We start from the raw sequence: 16,776 nt of genomic DNA, 5'->3' as shown, positions 1-16,776 counted from the left end.
CACCGGAGTGGACGTTGTTGCCGATGCTGCTTCGGCGTTGGGCCCGAAGGCCTTTCGTCGTTGCGAGCCGCCTATTATGCCGGACTTTTCGAGTCCGTCAACACCTTCGTTCGATCAACTCGTTCGTCGGTGGTGGCGTCGCTGTTCGCGTGTCGTTTCCGGAGAAGCGATGCGCTGCAGCAAGGGGGCGAATTCTAGAGATCCTGCAGATTTCGTCAAGGCTTTTTTTTGCACGGTGATGACAGAAGCATCGCGACATCACGCATGACGTACGCTCGAAGATCACTGCGGCGTTGCCCGCGCGTTGCGCGGTCAACGCCGCAACCCCTATCAATGCAGGGATGCACAATGCAGGGATGCACAGTGGAGACAGAGCAATGAGCATGCAGGTGCGGCGCGCATGGTGGCGCGATCTTTCGATGCCAGCCATCGTCGCTGGCTTCATTACGGTGCTGGTCGGCTTCGCCAGCTCAGCCGTGATCGTGTTCCAGGCCGCACAGGCCGTCGGCGCCAACCAGGCGCAGATCGCCTCCTGGATGTGGGCGCTGGGGCTGGGCATGGGCGTGACCTGCATTGGCCTGTCACTGCGCTATCGCGTGCCGGTGGTGACGGCGTGGTCGACCCCGGGCGCGGCGATGCTGGTGGTGGGTGCCGGCGGCGCGTCGCTCGCCGAGGCCACGGGCGCATTCCTGCTGGCCGCCGTACTCAGCTTGCTGGCGGGCTTCTCGGGCATCTTCGCCCGACTGATGCAACGGGTGCCGATGGCGCTGGCCGCCGGCATGCTGGCCGGTGTCCTGCTGCGCTTCGGGCTGGATGTGTTCGTGGCCATGAATACCCAGCTGGTGCTGGCACTGGCGATGTTCACCACCTGGCTGGCCGGGCGCAGGCTGTTCCCGCGCTATGCGGTGATCGCCACGTTGCTGGTCGGCATCGCCGTCGCCGCGAGCGACGGCCTGCTGCACGCCCAGCAGGTGCATCTGCAGCTGGCGATCCCGCAGTGGGTGACGCCCTCCCTGTCATGGACCGCCGTGGCCGGCATCGCCCTGCCCCTGTTCGTGGTCACCATGGCCTCGCAGAACATTCCCGGCGTGGCGGTGATGCGCGCATCCGGCTACGACGCCCCGGTGTCACCGCTGATCGGCTGGATCGGTGTGGTCAATACACTACTGGCGCCGTTCGGTGCGTACGCGCTGAACCTGGCCGCGATCACCGCCGCGATCTGCATGGGCCGTGATGCACATGAGGATCCGGCTCGCCGCTATACCGCGGCGATGGCGGCCGGTGCCTTCTACATTGTCGTCGGGCTGTTCGGCGCCACGGTGGCCGCACTGTTCGCGGCCTTCCCCAAGGAGCTGGTGGCCTGCGTGGCCGGTATCGCCCTGTTCGGCACCATCGGCAACAGCCTGGCCAGTGCGCTGGCGGTAGAGCGGGACCGCGAGGCGGCACTGGTCACCTTCCTGGTCACCGCCTCGGGCGTCTCACTGGCCGGCATCGGCTCGGCGTTCTGGGGGCTGGTGGCCGGTGCGCTGTGCCTGCTGGTATTGCGGGTACGGGCACCAGCCTGAGCAAACGTGTCAGGCCGCCATGCGGGCGACGGTGTTGATCACCCCGACAGCCGCCAAGCCGATCACCACCGCCCAGACGCTGGTCCCGCCACGACGCTGCAGTTCGGTACGGATGCGGTGGTGCTGCCCGGCGTGAGCAGCCTTCACTTTGCCCAGCAGCCGCGTGCAATAGCGCAGGTAAAGGGTATTGGCGGTCATCGCGATGGCAAACCGTGGCACCGCCAGCAACACCACCATGAGCAGCGGATTGGCACGGGCCGCCAGCAGCGCGATGCCGAACAGGACCAGCTCGAAGAGGATGGCCGCCAGGTACATTTTCCGGTGCAGCAGCCAGTAGGTCGGCACCAGGAAGGCGGGCCAGTGCCACGGCCGCGGCGGCTTCGGCACTGGGCTGTCCAGGTGCCAGCGCTGGCGGTAGAGCGCTGCGTTGGGCCCCACGAGGAGGTTCAGATCGTCCGCGTCGGATGGAGCGGTCGCACCGTCCACCTCTGCAGCAGGCGCGAGATAGGGATTGTCATCCGCCGGGGACGCCGGCGGGGTATCCAGATGAGCCATGTCGGCGATTCCTTGCCCGGGATGATCCCGCGGTAGCGGCAGCTACCGGTGAATCTGAAGCCGCTCCGGCCTCAGCCTGCCATCGCCTGCCCCACCAGCATCACCGCAACGACGGCGATAGCCACCACCGCCGCTGCCAGTGCATTGGTGTCACCGCGCCTGGCCAGCTCGCTGCGCAGGCGTGCCTCGTCATCGCCCGCCAAGGCGCGCGCGCGGGCGATCTCACGCTGGCAATGCGCCAGGTACCAGCGATTGGCATACACCGCAGCGGTGACGTTGATCGCAAGGGTGATGACCATCGACACGCCTTCTGGTACGCCCAGCAACGCCTCGGCGATACTGAAGAACACCAGCATGCCAGCCCAGATCGCCGCCAGCCGGTACATCCGCCGGTACACCATCCAGATCACGCCGATCAGGAAGGCCGGCCAGTGCCAGGTGCCGTTGCCCTCGGCGATGCCCTGGTCCAGCCGCCAGCGTTGTCGATAGATCGGGAAGTTGCCGCCGACCACGGCGGCGTACAAGGCGATGTCGCCTTCCAGCTCCGGCACGGTCGCGGCCACGGGCGAAGCGGCGGGTGCACGGTAGGGGTCGGACGGATCAGCGGTCCGGGTATCGCTGACGGTGACCGCCGGCACCGGTTCAACCGGCGAGGGGTTCAGAGCCATCTGCGCCAGCGAAGGATCCAGTTCGGCCAGTGGCCGCCACGATGCCATCCCTACGCGCCACAGCAGCGTGCGTGCGGTTACGGTGCCGTCCTGCTGCAACCGGCGCAACCCGGCCAGGTCCACCGGCCCTTCGCTCTGCTTGCTGTTGGCGTACCACCACTGTGCTTCCTGCATGCCATCCATTCCTGTCGATCCCATCGCTACTCTGAAACTCCCGCCACGGCCTGCAGCGGTTCACTGGCCAGCACCTGCACAAGCTGGTGGCGCGCGCCGGGTGCAAGGGTAATCTGCTCTGGCCCGGCGTTGGCCACTTCCAGGCACACGTAATCGTGCCAACCGTCGCCGACATCGGCCATCTTCGCCGCTGCCTCCATGCCCGGGTTCCAGGCCACCAGGGTCTGGCTGCCTTCGCTGCGGATCTCGATCCGCCGCTGCAGGACGGGATCGCGCAGCACGTAGTGGCCGCCGACACCGGTATAGATGCGGTCGCTGCGCCCCGGATCGCGCGGATCACGCAGCGACCAGGGCCCCTGCTGCTGGCGCAGCTGCGCGCCGTCCTCGTACTTGTCCAGGTAGTGCAGGCCGTCGAGGCCATCGACCTCGACACGAGTGGCATCGCCGACCCGGAAGTAGCTGTGCAGGGCCTGGGTGAAGGTCACCGGCGAGGTTCCGGTGTTTTCGGTGACGAGCTGCTGGCGCAGCTGGCGGCCGACGCGCAGCTGCATCTGCAGGCGCAGGCCGGGATCGGCGCAGGGCGCAGGTGCCAACTGCAGCTCTACCTCGCCGTCATCGCTCCGGGTGGCCTGCAGAAGCTCCCAGCGTGCGGTACGTACCAGGCCATGCGCCGGTGCATCGGCGCTCTTGCCCTGGCGACCGAACCACGGCCAGCACACCGGGACGCCACCGCGGATGGGCGTGGGCAGCTCGGCGCGCGTGGGCGAAAGCCACAGCAGATCGGGCTGCCCATCGGGAATGAACGACAGCAGCTGGCCACCAAACACACTCACGACCGCTGTGGCATTGGCGGTTCGCACCTGCCAGGCCTCCAGGCCGTGATACAGGCCGGTGCTGATGTCCGGATTCGACTGCATGCGATGACGCTCCTTGAAGACCGCGGCGATGATGTCGCGGTCAACGTGCCGCCGGCAAGGCATTCTGCCCAGCGGGTGCGATGGCGGCCGCCTCTTCCTGCAGCGTGCGCAGGATGCGCTGGCCTGCGCGGCCGTCCACCTCGCTCCAGCCCAGGCGCTGCTGCTCGGCCTGGATCGCGCGACGCGTGGCGGTACCGATCATGCCGTCGGCGGCACCGATGTCGTGGCCGCGGGCCAGCAGCAGGTTCTGCAGCTGGCGGCGCTCATCGCGGCCCAGGCCTGGATCGTCGGTCGGCCAGGCGGTAGCCAACCCGGTGCCGCCACGCAGCTGGTCAGCAAGCGTCGCGATCGCCAGCGCATAGCTTTCGGCAGCGTTGTAGCTGTAGATCGCGTCGTAGTTGCGGAACACCAGCAGCGCCGGGCCCTTGTTGCCGGCCGGCAGCAGCAGGGCGGCGCGCGCATCCGCCGGCAGGTTGGCCGGAGCCAACGCGCTGCCATCCAGCGCGGTCACGCCCTGCGCGCGCCAGTCGGCCAGGGCGCGACGCTGGGTGCGGCCGGCCTGGCTGGCGTTGAAGCCGGCGGGCACACGCACCTCCATGCCCCATGGTTCGCCACTGCGCCAACCGGCACGCTTGAGATAGTTGGCGGTGGAGGCCAGTGCATCGGGAATGCTGCCGACCAGATCGCGGCGGCCATCGCCATCACCATCCACGGCGATGCGTGCATAGGTGCTGGGCATGAACTGGGTGTGCCCGAAGGCACCGGCCCAGGAGCCGGTGAGCCCCTGTGCCTGCAGGTCGCCGCGGTCGATCAGTGTGAGCAGCGCCAGCAGCTCACCGCGGAAGAAAGGTTGGCGGCGGCCGGCGCACGACAGCGTGGCCAATGACTGCAGCAGCGGGCGCTTGCCGAACACGCGGCCGTAGTCGCTCTCCACGCCCCAGACCGCGACGATGGTGGCCGGATCGACGCCATACTGGGCCGACACACGATCGAGCAGGTCGCGGTGCTGCTGCAGCAGGGCGCGACCATCAGCGACGCGCTGGCGATCAACCAGCGCGGCCAGATAGTCCCAGATCGGCGTGGTGAATTCGGGCTGTGCATCGAGCAGGCCGAGCACGCTGGGGTCCGGGGTGAGCCCGGCGGTGATCTCGTTGAAGCGGTCGGCGCCGATGCCCTGGGTCGCGGCGGTGGCCTGCAGGCCCGCCAAGCAGCGGCTGAACGCCGGATCGGTGCTGGCGGCCGAAGCCGCAGGCAGCGTCGGGGTCGACGCAAGGGCGGCCGCCAGGCCGAGCGTGGTCAGAACAGGCATGGCGTCCTCCGTGTTGCCGTTGCACGGCCATCTTAGGGGTAGCGGTGCCGCCGAACCTGAAGGGGCACCGGCTGGCCACCACCTCAGGCGCGGCGCAGCAAGCGCAGGCCATAGGCGGGGCTTTCGGCATCCCATCGCTGCGCCACCTGCAGGCCCGCCTGCCGCAACAGCGCGTCGAAGCTGTCATCGGTGTACTTGTGGCTGTACTCGACGCGGATGGGTTCACCGGCGGCGAAGTGGAAAATGCGGCCATCCAGGTGGACGTCCTGTGCCCGCTGGCTGACCAGATCGGTCTCGATGCGCAACCGCGCAGAGCTGTAGCGTGCACGATGACGGAAGCCATCGAGATCGAAGTCGCTGCCGATCTCGCGGTTCAGGCGGGCCAGCAGGTTGAGGGTGAATGCGGCGGTGACGCCCTGCGCATCGTTGTAGGCCGCCTCGATCAACGCCGGGTCCTTGTGCAGGTCGATGCCGACCAGGGCCAGGCCATCACGCCCCATGGTCTGGCGCATCGCGCGCAGCAGCGCGACCGCGTCCTCGCCTTCAAAGTTGCCCAGCGTGGAACCCGGGAAGAACAGCAGCCGTCGCGCGGGTTCGCGTTCGGGCATGGGTACGGCGACGGGACGGGTAAAGTCGGCACAGACCGGCAGCATCTCCACCTCGGGCAGCGCCGGGGCCAGATGGTCGATGCTGGACAGCAGCGCGGCACGCGAGATTTCAATCGGCGTGTAGGCCACCGGGTCGTGCAGGGCGGCCAGCAGCAACGCGGTCTTGCGGCCACTGCCGCTGCCCAGCTCCACCACGTGCAGGTGCGGCCCGACGCTTCGGGCGATGTCCGGCAGTACCCGTGAAAGCAGGGCCAGCTCGGTGCGCGTGGGGTAGTACTCGGGAGTATGCGTGATCTGCTCGAACAGGCGCGAGCCGCGTGCATCGTAGAAGTACTTGGACGGCAGCTGGCGGGGCGTGCGCAACAACCCGGCCACCACGTCGGCAAGGATCTGCTGGCGGCCGGGAGTGAGATCGGTCAGCGCCTGCAGCGCGTCCTGCACCGTACTCATGCGAGATCCCTGGCCAGGCGCAGCCCGGAGAACTGCCAACGCGCCGGGGGCATGAAGAAGTTGCGGTAGCTGGCACGCACGTGGCCACGCGGCGTGGCGCAGCTGCCACCGCGCAGCACCCATTGCCCGCACATGAACTTGCCGTTGTATTCACCGAGGTTGCCGGCGAAAGGGCGAAAGCCCGGATAGGCGCCATACGCGCTGTGGGTCCATTCCCATACATCGCCGAACAGCTGCCGCAGCCCACTGCCCTGCCCCGCCCGAGGGTGCAGCTGATCGTCGTCGGCAAAATGGCCACGCAGGGGCTGCGACGCAGCGGCGGCTTCCCACTCGAACTCGCTGGGCAGGCGCGCACCAGCCCAGCGGGCGCAGGCATCGGCCTCGTAATAGCTGAGATGGCAGACCGGCGCATGCGGGTCCAGTTCTCGCCAACCGCCGAGGGTGTACTCGCGCTGCAGGGCATCGTCCCAGTACAGCGGGTGCTGCCAGCCCTCGGCTTCGCGCAACGCCCAGCCTTCGCTGAGCCACCAGCGCGGCTCGCGGTAGCCGCCAGCCTCGATGAAGGCGAGGTACTCGCCATTGCTGACGGGACGCTCTGCCAGTGCGTGTGCAGCCAGCAGCACGCGGTGCGGCGGCGATTCGTTGTCGTAGGCGAAGGCGGTGTGCTGCGGCCAGGCTGCGGCGCCAATGGTAATGATGCGTTCGGGTGATTCGATCCAGCCCTGCGCACTGGCAGCGCTGGTGGCAGGCTGCAGGTCCTCACGGTAGGCCGGCTGCAACGGATTGCACCAGAACGCATGCTTGATGTCGGTCAACAGCAGTTCCTGGTGCTGCTGTTCGTGCTGCAGGCCCAACTGCAGGTGCTGCAGCGCCTGCTCATCAAGGTCGCCTGCCGCCAGTCGCGATTGCACCTGTGCATCGACCTGCTGGCGGTAGTCGCGCACCTGCTGCAGCGAGGGCCGCGACAACAGACCGCGTTGCGGCCGCGCGTGCGCCGGACCGATGCTTTTGTAGTAGCTGTTGAAAAGATAGTCCCAGGCTGGATCACGCGCCGGCGCACTGGCGAATCCTGCCAGCACGAAGCGTTCGAAGAACCAGGTGGTGTGGGCCAGGTGCCACTTGCTGGGACTGGCGTCGGCCATGCTCTGCAGCATGGCGTCCTCTGCGCTGAGCGGTGCGGCCAACTGCAGGCTGCGGGCACGAACACGTGCGAAGTGGTGGGCGAGGTCGTGCTGCGGGGCAGCGACGGCGGTGGGTACGCTGTCCATGCCTACAGCATCGGCGCAGTGCGGTGAGTGCGACGTCATGGCGGCACACTGCCCCATTCACATGGTTGCGGGCGTACCTTTTCAAGAAGCGCGTGTTCAAGAAGCGGGTGAGGACGCCGCTAACGGCAGTGTTGCGGCCGCATCGTCACCGCACTGGACTTCCTGCGTGCCCCTGCATCCACTCCGCCAGCCTGCGCATTACCTGTTCGTGCTGCCCGCCGTGCTGGTCGTCCTGGTGCTGTGGATGGCACTGGGCACCGAGGATGTGGCCAGCCCGGCCCAACGCATCCTGCCCTGGCTGCTGGCCTGCCTCGGCGCGGGCCTGGCCCTGCTCTACCACCAGATACGCACGTTGTGCCTGCTGCTGGTCGTGGCGGTGGTGTTCGCCCTGCTGCACCGGGACGTCGGGGGCTACCTGCGCAGCGGCCATGTCGACGCCTTGACTCCGTTGCGCTTCCACGCAATCTCGGCCTGGGTGCCGCTGCTGTTTGCCGGGCTGGCAGTGTGGCCGGAACGCGGACGCCGACGCCAGGACCTGCTGCTGCGCAGCGTGGTCTGCGGCGCGGCCCTGGTGATCTTCCTGCTGCTTGCGGCACAACAGCCGCAGGGCATGCACGATCTGCTGTCGAGCCGTCACTGGGCCTGGATTCCCGCCGACTGGAATGCGCTGGCGCAGCTGCCGGCGCTGCTGTTCCTGCTGGCGAGCGCAGCGCTGGGCTGGCAGGCGTGGCGGCATCCGCGGCCACTGCACACGGCGATGCTGCTGGCCCTGCTGTGCCTGTGGTGGATGTTGCCGCGGATCTTCCTGCAGCCGGTACTGCTGCCGGCGCTGAGCAGCGCCGCCCTGCTGCTGATGCTGGGCGCGATGCTGCAGGAATCCTTCCACATGGCCTTCCGCGATGAGCTGACCGGCCTGCCCGGGCGACGGGCGTTCAACGAGACCCTGCAGCGGGCGCGCGGCACCTACAGCATCGCGATGGTGGACGTGGACCACTTCAAGTCGTTCAACGACACCCACGGCCACGATACTGGCGACGACGTGCTGCGCCTGGTGGGGTCGCGGCTGGCGCGTGTCGGCGACGGTGGCCGAGCGTTCCGCTATGGCGGCGAGGAATTCGCGGTGGTGTTCCTGGACCGCCCAGCGGCGGCCTGCATCGAGGCCGTCGAAGCACTGCGGCAGAGCATCGAGGACACCCGCATGCAGCTGCGCGACCGCAGCACCCGCAGCCGTGACGACGAAGCTGGCCGTCAGCAGCGCGGACGCGGCGGCACCGGCCAGGTGGTGCAGGTGACGGTCAGTATCGGGCTGGCCGACAGCCGCGTGGATCCGCGACCGACGGCAGTGCTCAAGGCCGCCGACCAGGCGCTGTACATGGCCAAGGACGGCGGTCGCAACCAGGTCCGCGCGCACGGCGGCCAGCGCCTGCTGGCTGCATCCAGTGCGTAGGGCTCAGACCGCGTCGAGGTAATACCAGCGGCCGTCGATGCGCCGGAATCGGCTGTGCTCGGTCATTTTCACCGCGCTGCCGCCGCCGATGCGGTAGCGCGCGGTGAAGCGCACTTCAGCACTGTCTGCGCCGGTGACCGCGTGGTCGTGCACGGTCAGGCCCAGCCAATGGGTGCGCTGGCCTGGCGCATCGTCCAGCGACAACTCGGCCGGACGCGTATCCGGATGCCAGGTCTGGCGCAGGTAGTCGGCCAGGCCCCGCACATAGGCGCTGTAACGCGAACGCATCAGGCGCTCGGCATCGGGCGCGGCTTCGCCGGCATGAAAACGACCACAGCAGGCGGCATAGTCGGCGGGAAGGCCACAGGGGCAGGGCTCAGCGGGTTTTCGGCTCATGCCGGCATTGTCGCCGGGTTGCGGGGATTGATCCACGCGCGGCGGGAGTCACCTGGAGCAGGACAGGCGTATGCTGTCGCGCCCCCACCTTGATTGATCGCCGTGCTGGATCTGGTTCCCCCTGAGTTGTGGTGGCTGGTGGTGATCGCCTTCATCGCCGGTCTTGTGGATGCCGCCGTGGGTGGCGGTGGCCTGGTGCAGCTGCCCGGCCTGTTCACGGTGCTGCCGCAGCAGACGCCGGCGATGCTGTTTGGTACCAACAAGTTCAGTTCGATGTTCGGTACCGGTGCGGCTGCATGGCGCTATGCGCGCAATGTGCGCTTCCCGTGGAAACCGGTACTGTTCGCGGCCGGCACGGCCTTCATCTTCTCCTTCGCCGGGGCCACTGCGGTAAGCCTGCTGCCCAAGGACGCGGTGCGCCCACTGGTGCTGGTGCTGCTGATCGCGATGCTGGCCTACACGCTGTGGAAGAAGGACTTCGGCGCGTTGCACCGGCCCCAGGAGATCGGCCGCCGTGAACTGGTGATCGCGCTGGCGATCGGTGCGGCGATCGGCTTCTACGACGGCTTCTTCGGGCCGGGCACCGGCAGCTTCCTGATCTTCCTGTTCGTGCGCTTCTTCGGCCTGGATTTCCTGCGAGCCTCGGCGGCGTCGAAGGTGGTGAACCTGGCGACCAACGTGGCGGCGATCTCGTTCTTCGTGCCGACCGGAAACATCCTGTGGTTGTTTGCGCTGCCGATGGCCACAGCCAACATCATCGGCTCGGTGGTGGGCACGCGCCTGGCGCTGAAGGGCGGCACGCCGTTCATCCGCAAGCTGTTCGTGGGGCTGGTGGTGGTGCTGATCGCGCGGATGGCGTGGGATACGTTCCGCGGGGCGTGAAGGGTGTTGCCGGCCAGCGGCCGGCACTACCGGCTCATGAACCCGCCCACCGACAATGCCGGCCGATGGCCGGCATTGCCGTTCAATCGGCCAGGCGTCAGGCCTCGGCTTCTTCCGGTTCGTTGGCCTGCTGGCGGCTGCGCTCGGGCAGCTTCAGGCGCTTGCCCTCTTCGTCGTACTCGATCAGCAGCACGCCGGAGTCGTGACGGCCGCTGATTTCGACGAAGCAGGCGCCGCCGATGAACGGTTCCAGCGTCATCACCGACTTCAGCGGGGTGGCAACCACCATCTGGAAGCCGAAGTTGTCGAAGATGTTCATTGCCAGTGCGGTGAACTCGTTGTCGGCCTTGTCGAAGGCCTCGTCGAGCACGACCGCGGCGTAGCTGGGCAGCTGGCTGTCGGCGCCGCCGAGCTGGTAGCGCAGCGCAGCCGCCAGGCAGGTCGTGGCCAGCTTCTGGCGCTGGCCACCGGACTTGCCGGCGCCGCTGCGGTAGATCTCGACCTGCTGGCGCGTTTCCGCATCCAGCTCGACGCCGATGAACTCCACGTGCATGCGCACGTCCAGCACCAGCTCGCGCCAGCGCTTGTCCTCGCCTTCCTGCGAGCCGAGGCGGTTGACCAGCTGGCGCAGCACGGTGAACTGCGACTCGGCCAGCTCGCGCTGCTCGGTCTGCTGCTGCGACAGCACCTCGCGCAGCTGCAGGTGGAACTCAGCGACCTCCGGCAGGCGGCGGTCGCTCAGTTCGATGGTCAGCAGCGTGCCACGGTTGAACGGCACCTGCTCCAGGCTGGCGTTCACTTCGTCCAGGCGCTGGCCGATCGACTTGCGGGCTTCGGCACTGTGGCGCTGCAGGGCCAGCAGGTTGTTCTTGCTCTGGTTCTGCAGCAGGTCGAAGAAGCGCTCTTCGTGCTGTGGCAGGCCGTCGCGTTCCAGCCGTTCGAGGCGTGCGAGGAAGTCCTCGGCCGAGGCCACCGACACGGTGAAGTCGCCCGACTCCTCCGGCCACTGCTGGATGAAGCGACGGAAGCAGCCGATCAGCTGGTTCTCGATGCGGTTGAGGTCCTGCTGCGAGGACGACAACTGCTCGTTCAGCGCGTTGCTGACCTGGCGCATGTGCGCTTCGAGCGTTTCCAGGCTGAGCGGCCCCTGTTCCTGCAGGCGCTCGGCGAGGCCGGCTTCCTGCTCCTGGGCCAGGCTCGGCAGCACCAGTGCGCGGCTCTGCTGGCGCGCGCGGTCAAGGCGATCACGTTCCTTGACCAGCTGGCCGCGCTCGACGCGGACGTCTTCATAGGTGCGGCGGGACTGCTCGATGTCGGCGCGCACGGCGTCGATCTGCTTGGCCAGCTTGGCGAGATCGGCGTTGCCTTCGCGCAGGTCGCGCAGGGTGGCTTCGATATCGCTCAGGCGCTGCTGCGGAGCGGCGATGTCGATCTCGTTCCAGCTGATGCTGACCAGCTCGTGGCATGCCAGGCGGCGTTCGTTGTCGCGATCACGCTGCCCGCGCAGGCGCGCGATGTCGGTCTCGCAGCTGGCGATGCGCTTGGCCAGTTCCTGTGCTTCGCGCTCGAAGGCGCCCACCTTGTCGTGGTTGTTGAAGCCGAGGATCCAGCGACGGCGGTCGCCCACCGCACTGCGGTCGTCTTTCTCGAAACGGTCGCCGGGATGCTTGACCTGGCCTTCGCGGGTGATGCCGCGGTCGACGTTGCGCAGCTGCTTGGCATCCACGCATTCGTAGTCGAAGCGCTTGCCCAGCTCGCGGCGCAGCCAGCTTTCGAATACATGCTCGCGCAGTTCAAGCTTGTGCAGCAGCGACTTCGCCGACGGCTCACGGGCGAATGCATCATCGTTGCGGCGCACGCGGTAGTAGGTGAAGCGCATGCCAAGGTGGGTACGGTTCACCCATTCGGCGACGTCGTTGTAATGCTTGTCGTCGACCAGCAGCGACAGCGCGAAGCCACCCAGCACGCGCTCGATGGCACCCTGCCAGCCCTGCTCTTCCGAGCGGACCTGGATCAGCTCGCCGACGAAGGGCAGTGCCGCCTCGGCGATGCCGGTTTCCTCGGCCAGGCGCGCGCGCAGCTTCTGCATCGGCGCCGGGATGTTGGAGGGCGTGCGCTGCATCGCTTCAAGTTCGGCACGGACCTCGCCGAAGCGGCGCTCGTCATCGCGCTTGCCGCCCAGGCGGTCACTGATCGCGTCGTCCAGTGCCGAGGAGGCACGCTGGCGGTCCTGCAGCTCGTTCTGTGCGCGCTCGACCAGTTCGGCGAAGCCATGGGCGTCGTCCGGCAGTTCGGCCCCCAGCTGCTGCGCCGCCTGGCGTGCCTGCTCGCGCTTGGCCTGACGGCGGTCGCGCTCGGCTTCGGCACGACCCTGCTCGCGTTCCAGTTCCTCGATGCGCTCACCGCCCTGCTGGCGGCGCTGCAGCTCCAGTTCGGCCAGGCGCTCGGTGTGATTGTCCAGTGCGGCACGGCGCTGCGCTTCTTCGCCAAGCAGGCCGCGGTCTCGCACGTCCATCTCGCGCAGGCGCGCCTCGATCAGCGCTTGGCGCCGGCTTTCGCGGAAGCTGTCCACACCGAGCTTCAGCGCTTCGTCGTCGCCACGACGGCGGTGCATTTCCTTCAGATCGTTGTAGTAGGCGCGCGCCGGCAACAGGGTTTCCACCTGACGGCGGGCAGTGACCACCGCCTGGTGCGCGCCATCAAGCTCGGCGAAGTCGCTGACCAGGCGCTCGGCGGCGTCGAAGGTCTTCGGCGTGTCGAGCATGAAGTCGCGCAGGAAGACGTTGAGGTCGCCCAGGTTCTTCGCCGACTGCGTCTTGTGCAGCAGGCGCAGCGCCATCTCGTTGTCGATGCCGAGCAGGTCGCGGAAACGCTCGGCGTAGCCGGAGAACGTGTCGAAGTGGTGCAGGTCGGGCAGCTTCTGCTTCAGCTTGCGCAGGTCCAGGTCGAAGCCGCCGAGGTCCTTGGCGATGTCGAACGGGCGCTCGGCGATCATGTAGTGCTTGCGCACATCGCCGGCCGAGGTGCCGTTGCCGGAGATCCACAGCAGGCGCACCAGGCTGACCACGCGGCCATCGCCGGCGCGGTATTCCAGCACCAGCGCGGTCCAGGTCGCGCCCTTGCGCAGGTACTGGGTGGCGATTTCGCCGGTGCCGCTGTCCTGCTGGTCGGCCCACGCGCCGCGCACGTAGGACACCAGGTTGCGGTCGCGGCCACTGCGCTCGGCTTCACGTGCAGCGGCGTTGAAGTCGACGATGGCCGGTGGCGTCAGCAGCGCGGACATGGCATCGAGCAGGGTCGACTTGCCCGAGCCGGAGCGGCCGACGAACAGGAAGCCGCGCTCGGCGATCGGTACTTCGGTCAGGCCGTTGAAGGTACCCCAGTTGTGCACCTGCAGGCGGCGCATGCGGAACTGCTGCAGGCGCGGGTCCGGCAGGCCTTCGTTGAACAGGGCGGGAGTGTGCTTGGAGATAGCCATGCGATGGTCGGGTCTCTCAGGCCTCGGCGGCCGGGGTTTCACGCAGCTGGCGGTAGACCGCCGAAAGCTGGGACACGTCTTCGGCGGAGAACAGCAGCTTCAGCGCCGGCGAGACTTCGTGGCGGTCTTCCTGGCCGCTGAGGCGGGTCAGGATGTGGTTGTCCTTCATCTTCTGCACCGCCGATGCGACGCGACGGTTGAAGCCGGCGCGGTCGGTGGACAGGTTCTTTTCGTAGATGGCCAGCGCTTCGGCCATCTCGGCGTCGGCGACCACCGCGCGGTTGCCGCGAGCATCGGCCTCGGCCAGCTGCTGGCGCAGGTACAGCAGCAGCACCGAGTCGATGAAGGTCAGCGGCGAGGTGCGCAGCAGCACCGGCGCATCGACGTCTTCGGTATCGGCCTGGCGGGTGAACGCCACGCCACTGTCGCGGTCGAGCACCAGTTCCAGGAACAGGTCGGCCAGCGACGAGCGGATGGCCGCCTCGCTGCGGATCAGCGCCGGCCACAGCTTGGCGTGGCGCAGCTGGTCGATGCTGGGGCCGATCAGCAGCTGGCACAGCGCACGGCGCGCATCCAGCGGCAGGCGCCCGGTATCGCCGAGGTAGTACACGTCGTTGCCACGGCGGGGCTGCGCCACGGCCGCCACCGGCTCGGCCTCGTAGGCGTCTTCCGCCACGTCGGCCTGCGGTGCGTCGATGGGATCTTCATGCCAGCTCATGGCGTCTCTCCTGGGTGAACCAAACCAGCGGGATGCGGGCGCGACGGATCTGGCCGTCGCCACCACGCCATTGCGCAAGCTCCTGCTCGCCGGCGATCACGTTGCCGAAGCGCGTGCCCAGCGACAGGTAGCCGATGACGCTGCCAAGACCCTGCGGCGCTTCGCGCTGCGAAAGGGCCTGGGCGATGCTGAGCCGCGGCTGCGCATCGAGCAGGTCGTGCAGGTCGCGGCGCAGGGTACGGAAGTCGATTTCGGACGAAGCGACCAGATCGCCAACGCTTTCCAGGCTGATCGCGGCTGCGTCGTTGTATTCGACGTTGCCATCGACCTGGGCGCTGCGCGGATCGTGCAGTTTCCATTGCGACCACGAGCGCAGGCGGCTGGTGGTCAGCTGCAGGTCGCGGCCGATGCCGCGTTGTGCGGGGAACTCGTCGCGCAGAGCGAGCGCTTCGGACTGCGCCTGCTTGAGCAGCTGGTTGAGGCGACGCTGTTCCAGATAGCCACGGCTCTGCACGAAGCCGCGCAGGCTGCGCGCGAAGTTCTGCAGCACATCGTGCACCTGGCCACCGCGCTCGAGCATGGTGCTGGTGAAGCCGCGCAGGAAGTTGCGTTCGTTGCGGTCCAGGCGGCGGGCGAAGCCACGCGCCAGCACCGCTTCCAGCGCGGCATCGAGCTGGGCGCTCTGCTCGGCGTCGTTGAGCAGGCGCCAGAAGGCCTGGAAGCTACGCCCGGCATCACTTTCGCCAATCACGTCCACGCCTTCGAACAGCTGCGACAGCACATCGCCGCGCTCGCCCTCGTCGTCGATGATGCGTTCGCGGAACTCGCGGTTGAGCTGCTCGAAGTCGTCGCGCACGCGGCGGAAGTCCTCGGTCAGCTCGTCGGCCAGGCCGATGATCTGGCGCGCACGTTCCAGCGCGCGCTTGCCGTCCAGCGCGATCACACGGCCGGCGCCGACACGGGCGATCTCAGCGTCGATCCGGTCGCGCTCGTCGCGCAGCGCCGACAGGCGGGCGTCCGGATCGGATTCGGTCTGCGCGGCCAGCTGCGAGAGCTGTTCGATGACCAGCGCCAGCCGGCTCTCGGTGGCGGCCACACGGGCCTGCTCGAGGCCGTCGGCAAAGCGGATCGCCTGCAGCGCCGCGGTCGACAGCTCGTACTGCTCCTGGTCGGCGCCCTCGGGCAGGCGGCGTTCCAGCCAGCCCTGGGCCAGCCAGTGCGCGATGTAGGCCTGCGCGGTACGCGGCAGCTCGCGCGACAGTTCGTCGCTATTGAGCTGATCCAGCGCACGCTGCAGGCGCTCGTTGAGCACCGACGAAGGCAGGGTGCGCTCGCCGTCCATCAACAGCCCCTGCAGCAGGCCGATGATTTCCGGAGCGTGGTCGGCGGCGAGCAGCTTCCACTGGGGCTGTTCGCGCAGATGGCGGTAACGGGAGATGCGTTCGCGATGCTTCATGCAGCGAAAGGAGTCATGAGGGCTGGCGGGGAGGGGCAGCCACGCACGGCGGCCGCGCCGGCATCCGTGGGCATGCCGGCCCGCAGGGGCCGGCGGGGTGCGCGCAGGCGGCTCAGCGCTTGCCGCCCACTTCGATGAAGCGCAGGAACTCGGCGCGGGTACGCGCGTCGTCGCGGAAGCTGCCCAGCATCTTGGAGGTGACCATGCTGACGCCGCGCTTGTGGATGCCACGCGTGGTCATGCATTCGTGGGCGCCTTCGACGACCACGCCGACGCCGATCGGCTGCAGCACATCCTGGATGCACTGGGCGATCTGCGCGGTCATCTTCTCCTGCACCTGGAAACGGCGGGCGTAGGCTTCGACGACGCGGGCCAGCTTGCTGATGCCCACCACCTTGCCGGCCGGCAGGTAGCCGACATGCACGCGGCCGATGATCGGCGCCATGTGGTGTTCGCAGTGGCTTTCGTACTCGATGTCGCGCAGGACGATGAGTTCGTCATAGCCTGCCACTTCCTCGAAGGTGCGCTCCATGTAGGCGCGCGGGTCATCGCGGTAACCGCTGAACCAGTCGCCATAGGCTTCGGCGACACGGCGGGGGGTATCCAGCAGGCCTTCGCGGGACGGGTCCTCACCGGCCCAGCGCAGCAGGGTGCGCACGGCATCCTCGGCCTGGTCCTGGGTCACGTCGCCCTGCGGGGCGGCCTTTTCGTTGTTCTTGCTCATTGCGTACAGCGTCCCGAACGGGGGGCGAGCATCGTACCCGACCGGGGGGTGGGTCGTCCTGTTGGTCGGGTTCATCGAGGGTCTGGCGGCGCCTGCCTGTTACGGGTCTGGATGGGGAAGGGCGGCAGGGCAGGACACGCCGTAAACCCATCCATGGGGGC

Annotated in this window: 14 protein-coding genes; 3 read left to right on the top strand and 11 right to left on the bottom strand. The window is 68.0% G+C overall.

Annotation, left to right across the window (positions count from 1 at the left end):
* Positions 1-377: 377 nt before the first annotated feature.
* Positions 378-1,565, top strand: a complete 1,188-nt coding sequence (locus HMPREF3114_RS02525; RefSeq protein WP_070488964.1) for a benzoate/H(+) symporter BenE family transporter — start codon at positions 378-380, stop codon at positions 1,563-1,565.
* 9 nt (positions 1,566-1,574) lie between these two features.
* On the opposite strand, the gene HMPREF3114_RS02520 is transcribed toward HMPREF3114_RS02525, so the two are convergent.
* The 6 genes from HMPREF3114_RS02520 to egtB all read right to left on the bottom strand — a co-directional run bounded on the left by HMPREF3114_RS02520 (position 1,575) and on the right by egtB (position 7,514).
* A complete protein-coding gene (locus tag HMPREF3114_RS02520; RefSeq protein ID WP_070488962.1) occupies positions 1,575-2,120 on the bottom strand; it encodes a DUF2628 domain-containing protein in 546 nt (181 codons plus the stop codon).
* A 71-nt stretch (positions 2,121-2,191) separates the two neighbouring features.
* Positions 2,192-2,962, bottom strand: a complete 771-nt coding sequence (locus tag HMPREF3114_RS02515; protein WP_070488959.1) for a DUF2628 domain-containing protein — start codon at positions 2,960-2,962, stop codon at positions 2,192-2,194.
* Between the two features lie 26 nt (positions 2,963-2,988).
* On the bottom strand, positions 2,989-3,879 hold the full coding sequence (locus HMPREF3114_RS02510) for a D-hexose-6-phosphate mutarotase (RefSeq protein ID WP_070488970.1): 891 nt from the start codon (positions 3,877-3,879) through the stop codon (positions 2,989-2,991).
* A gap of 40 nt (positions 3,880-3,919) precedes the next feature.
* Positions 3,920-5,188: a lytic murein transglycosylase gene (locus tag HMPREF3114_RS02505; RefSeq protein WP_070488956.1), complete on the bottom strand. Its 1,269-nt coding sequence runs from the start codon at positions 5,186-5,188 to the stop codon at positions 3,920-3,922.
* Between the two features lie 83 nt (positions 5,189-5,271).
* Positions 5,272-6,246: an L-histidine N(alpha)-methyltransferase gene (gene egtD, locus HMPREF3114_RS02500; RefSeq protein ID WP_005421314.1), complete on the bottom strand. Its 975-nt coding sequence runs from the start codon at positions 6,244-6,246 to the stop codon at positions 5,272-5,274.
* The gene (gene egtB, locus HMPREF3114_RS02495) at positions 6,243-7,514 is read right to left on the bottom strand and encodes an ergothioneine biosynthesis protein EgtB (RefSeq protein WP_070488953.1); all 1,272 of its coding nucleotides are present in this window, start codon (positions 7,512-7,514) and stop codon (positions 6,243-6,245) included. The genes egtD and egtB overlap by 4 nt, the downstream gene beginning before the upstream one ends.
* Before the next feature lie 166 nt (positions 7,515-7,680).
* Between egtB and HMPREF3114_RS02490 the strand changes: the two genes are divergently transcribed.
* A complete protein-coding gene (locus HMPREF3114_RS02490; RefSeq protein ID WP_053496752.1) occupies positions 7,681-8,961 on the top strand; it encodes a GGDEF domain-containing protein in 1,281 nt (426 codons plus the stop codon).
* A 3-nt stretch (positions 8,962-8,964) separates the two neighbouring features.
* On the opposite strand, the gene HMPREF3114_RS02485 is transcribed toward HMPREF3114_RS02490, so the two are convergent.
* Positions 8,965-9,357 (bottom strand): YchJ family protein, encoded by a 393-nt coding sequence (locus tag HMPREF3114_RS02485; RefSeq protein ID WP_070488951.1) that lies wholly within the window; start codon positions 9,355-9,357, stop codon positions 8,965-8,967.
* Between the two features lie 102 nt (positions 9,358-9,459).
* On the opposite strand from HMPREF3114_RS02485, the gene HMPREF3114_RS02480 reads away from it, so the two are divergent.
* Positions 9,460-10,239: a sulfite exporter TauE/SafE family protein gene (locus HMPREF3114_RS02480; protein ID WP_070488967.1), complete on the top strand. Its 780-nt coding sequence runs from the start codon at positions 9,460-9,462 to the stop codon at positions 10,237-10,239.
* 97 nt (positions 10,240-10,336) lie between these two features.
* Here HMPREF3114_RS02480 and HMPREF3114_RS02475 read toward each other — a convergent pair whose 3' ends face one another.
* The 4 genes from HMPREF3114_RS02475 to folE form a co-directional block, all read right to left on the bottom strand.
* Entirely contained in the window at positions 10,337-13,717 is a 3,381-nt protein-coding gene (locus HMPREF3114_RS02475) for an ATP-binding protein (protein ID WP_053496750.1), read from the bottom strand.
* A gap of 16 nt (positions 13,718-13,733) precedes the next feature.
* A complete protein-coding gene (locus HMPREF3114_RS02470; protein ID WP_005421303.1) occupies positions 13,734-14,435 on the bottom strand; it encodes a DUF4194 domain-containing protein in 702 nt (233 codons plus the stop codon).
* On the bottom strand, positions 14,422-15,891 hold the full coding sequence (locus HMPREF3114_RS02465) for a DUF3375 domain-containing protein (RefSeq protein ID WP_053496749.1): 1,470 nt from the start codon (positions 15,889-15,891) through the stop codon (positions 14,422-14,424). Before HMPREF3114_RS02465 ends, HMPREF3114_RS02470 begins: the two co-directional genes overlap by 14 nt.
* A 112-nt stretch (positions 15,892-16,003) precedes the next feature.
* Positions 16,004-16,615, bottom strand: a complete 612-nt coding sequence (gene folE / locus HMPREF3114_RS02460; protein ID WP_004141296.1) for a GTP cyclohydrolase I FolE — start codon at positions 16,613-16,615, stop codon at positions 16,004-16,006.
* Between the last annotated feature and the right edge of the window lie 161 nt (positions 16,616-16,776).

Source organism: Stenotrophomonas sp. HMSC10F07, assembly GCF_001807895.1.
GTDB classification, from domain to species: domain Bacteria; phylum Pseudomonadota; class Gammaproteobacteria; order Xanthomonadales; family Xanthomonadaceae; genus Stenotrophomonas; species Stenotrophomonas sepilia.
This window is presented reverse-complemented; position numbering and strand designations above follow the sequence as displayed.

Excerpts from the sequence above, each read along its gene's own strand:
- HMPREF3114_RS02525 (WP_070488964.1), top strand. The coding sequence starts at position 378 with ATGAGCATGCAGGTGCGGCGCGCATGGTGGCGCGATCTTTCGATGCCA.
- HMPREF3114_RS02520 (WP_070488962.1), bottom strand. The coding sequence starts at position 2,120 with ATGGCTCATCTGGATACCCCGCCGGCGTCCCCGGCGGATGACAATCCC.
- HMPREF3114_RS02515 (WP_070488959.1), bottom strand. The coding sequence starts at position 2,962 with ATGCAGGAAGCACAGTGGTGGTACGCCAACAGCAAGCAGAGCGAAGGG.
- HMPREF3114_RS02510 (WP_070488970.1), bottom strand. The coding sequence starts at position 3,879 with ATGCAGTCGAATCCGGACATCAGCACCGGCCTGTATCACGGCCTGGAG.
- HMPREF3114_RS02505 (WP_070488956.1), bottom strand. The coding sequence starts at position 5,188 with ATGCCTGTTCTGACCACGCTCGGCCTGGCGGCCGCCCTTGCGTCGACC.
- egtD (WP_005421314.1), bottom strand. The coding sequence starts at position 6,246 with ATGAGTACGGTGCAGGACGCGCTGCAGGCGCTGACCGATCTCACTCCC.
- egtB (WP_070488953.1), bottom strand. The coding sequence starts at position 7,514 with ATGGACAGCGTACCCACCGCCGTCGCTGCCCCGCAGCACGACCTCGCC.
- HMPREF3114_RS02485 (WP_070488951.1), bottom strand. The coding sequence starts at position 9,357 with ATGAGCCGAAAACCCGCTGAGCCCTGCCCCTGTGGCCTTCCCGCCGAC.
- HMPREF3114_RS02475 (WP_053496750.1), bottom strand. The coding sequence starts at position 13,717 with ATGGCTATCTCCAAGCACACTCCCGCCCTGTTCAACGAAGGCCTGCCG.
- HMPREF3114_RS02470 (WP_005421303.1), bottom strand. The coding sequence starts at position 14,435 with ATGAGCTGGCATGAAGATCCCATCGACGCACCGCAGGCCGACGTGGCG.
- HMPREF3114_RS02465 (WP_053496749.1), bottom strand. The coding sequence starts at position 15,891 with ATGAAGCATCGCGAACGCATCTCCCGTTACCGCCATCTGCGCGAACAG.
- folE (WP_004141296.1), bottom strand. The coding sequence starts at position 16,615 with ATGAGCAAGAACAACGAAAAGGCCGCCCCGCAGGGCGACGTGACCCAG.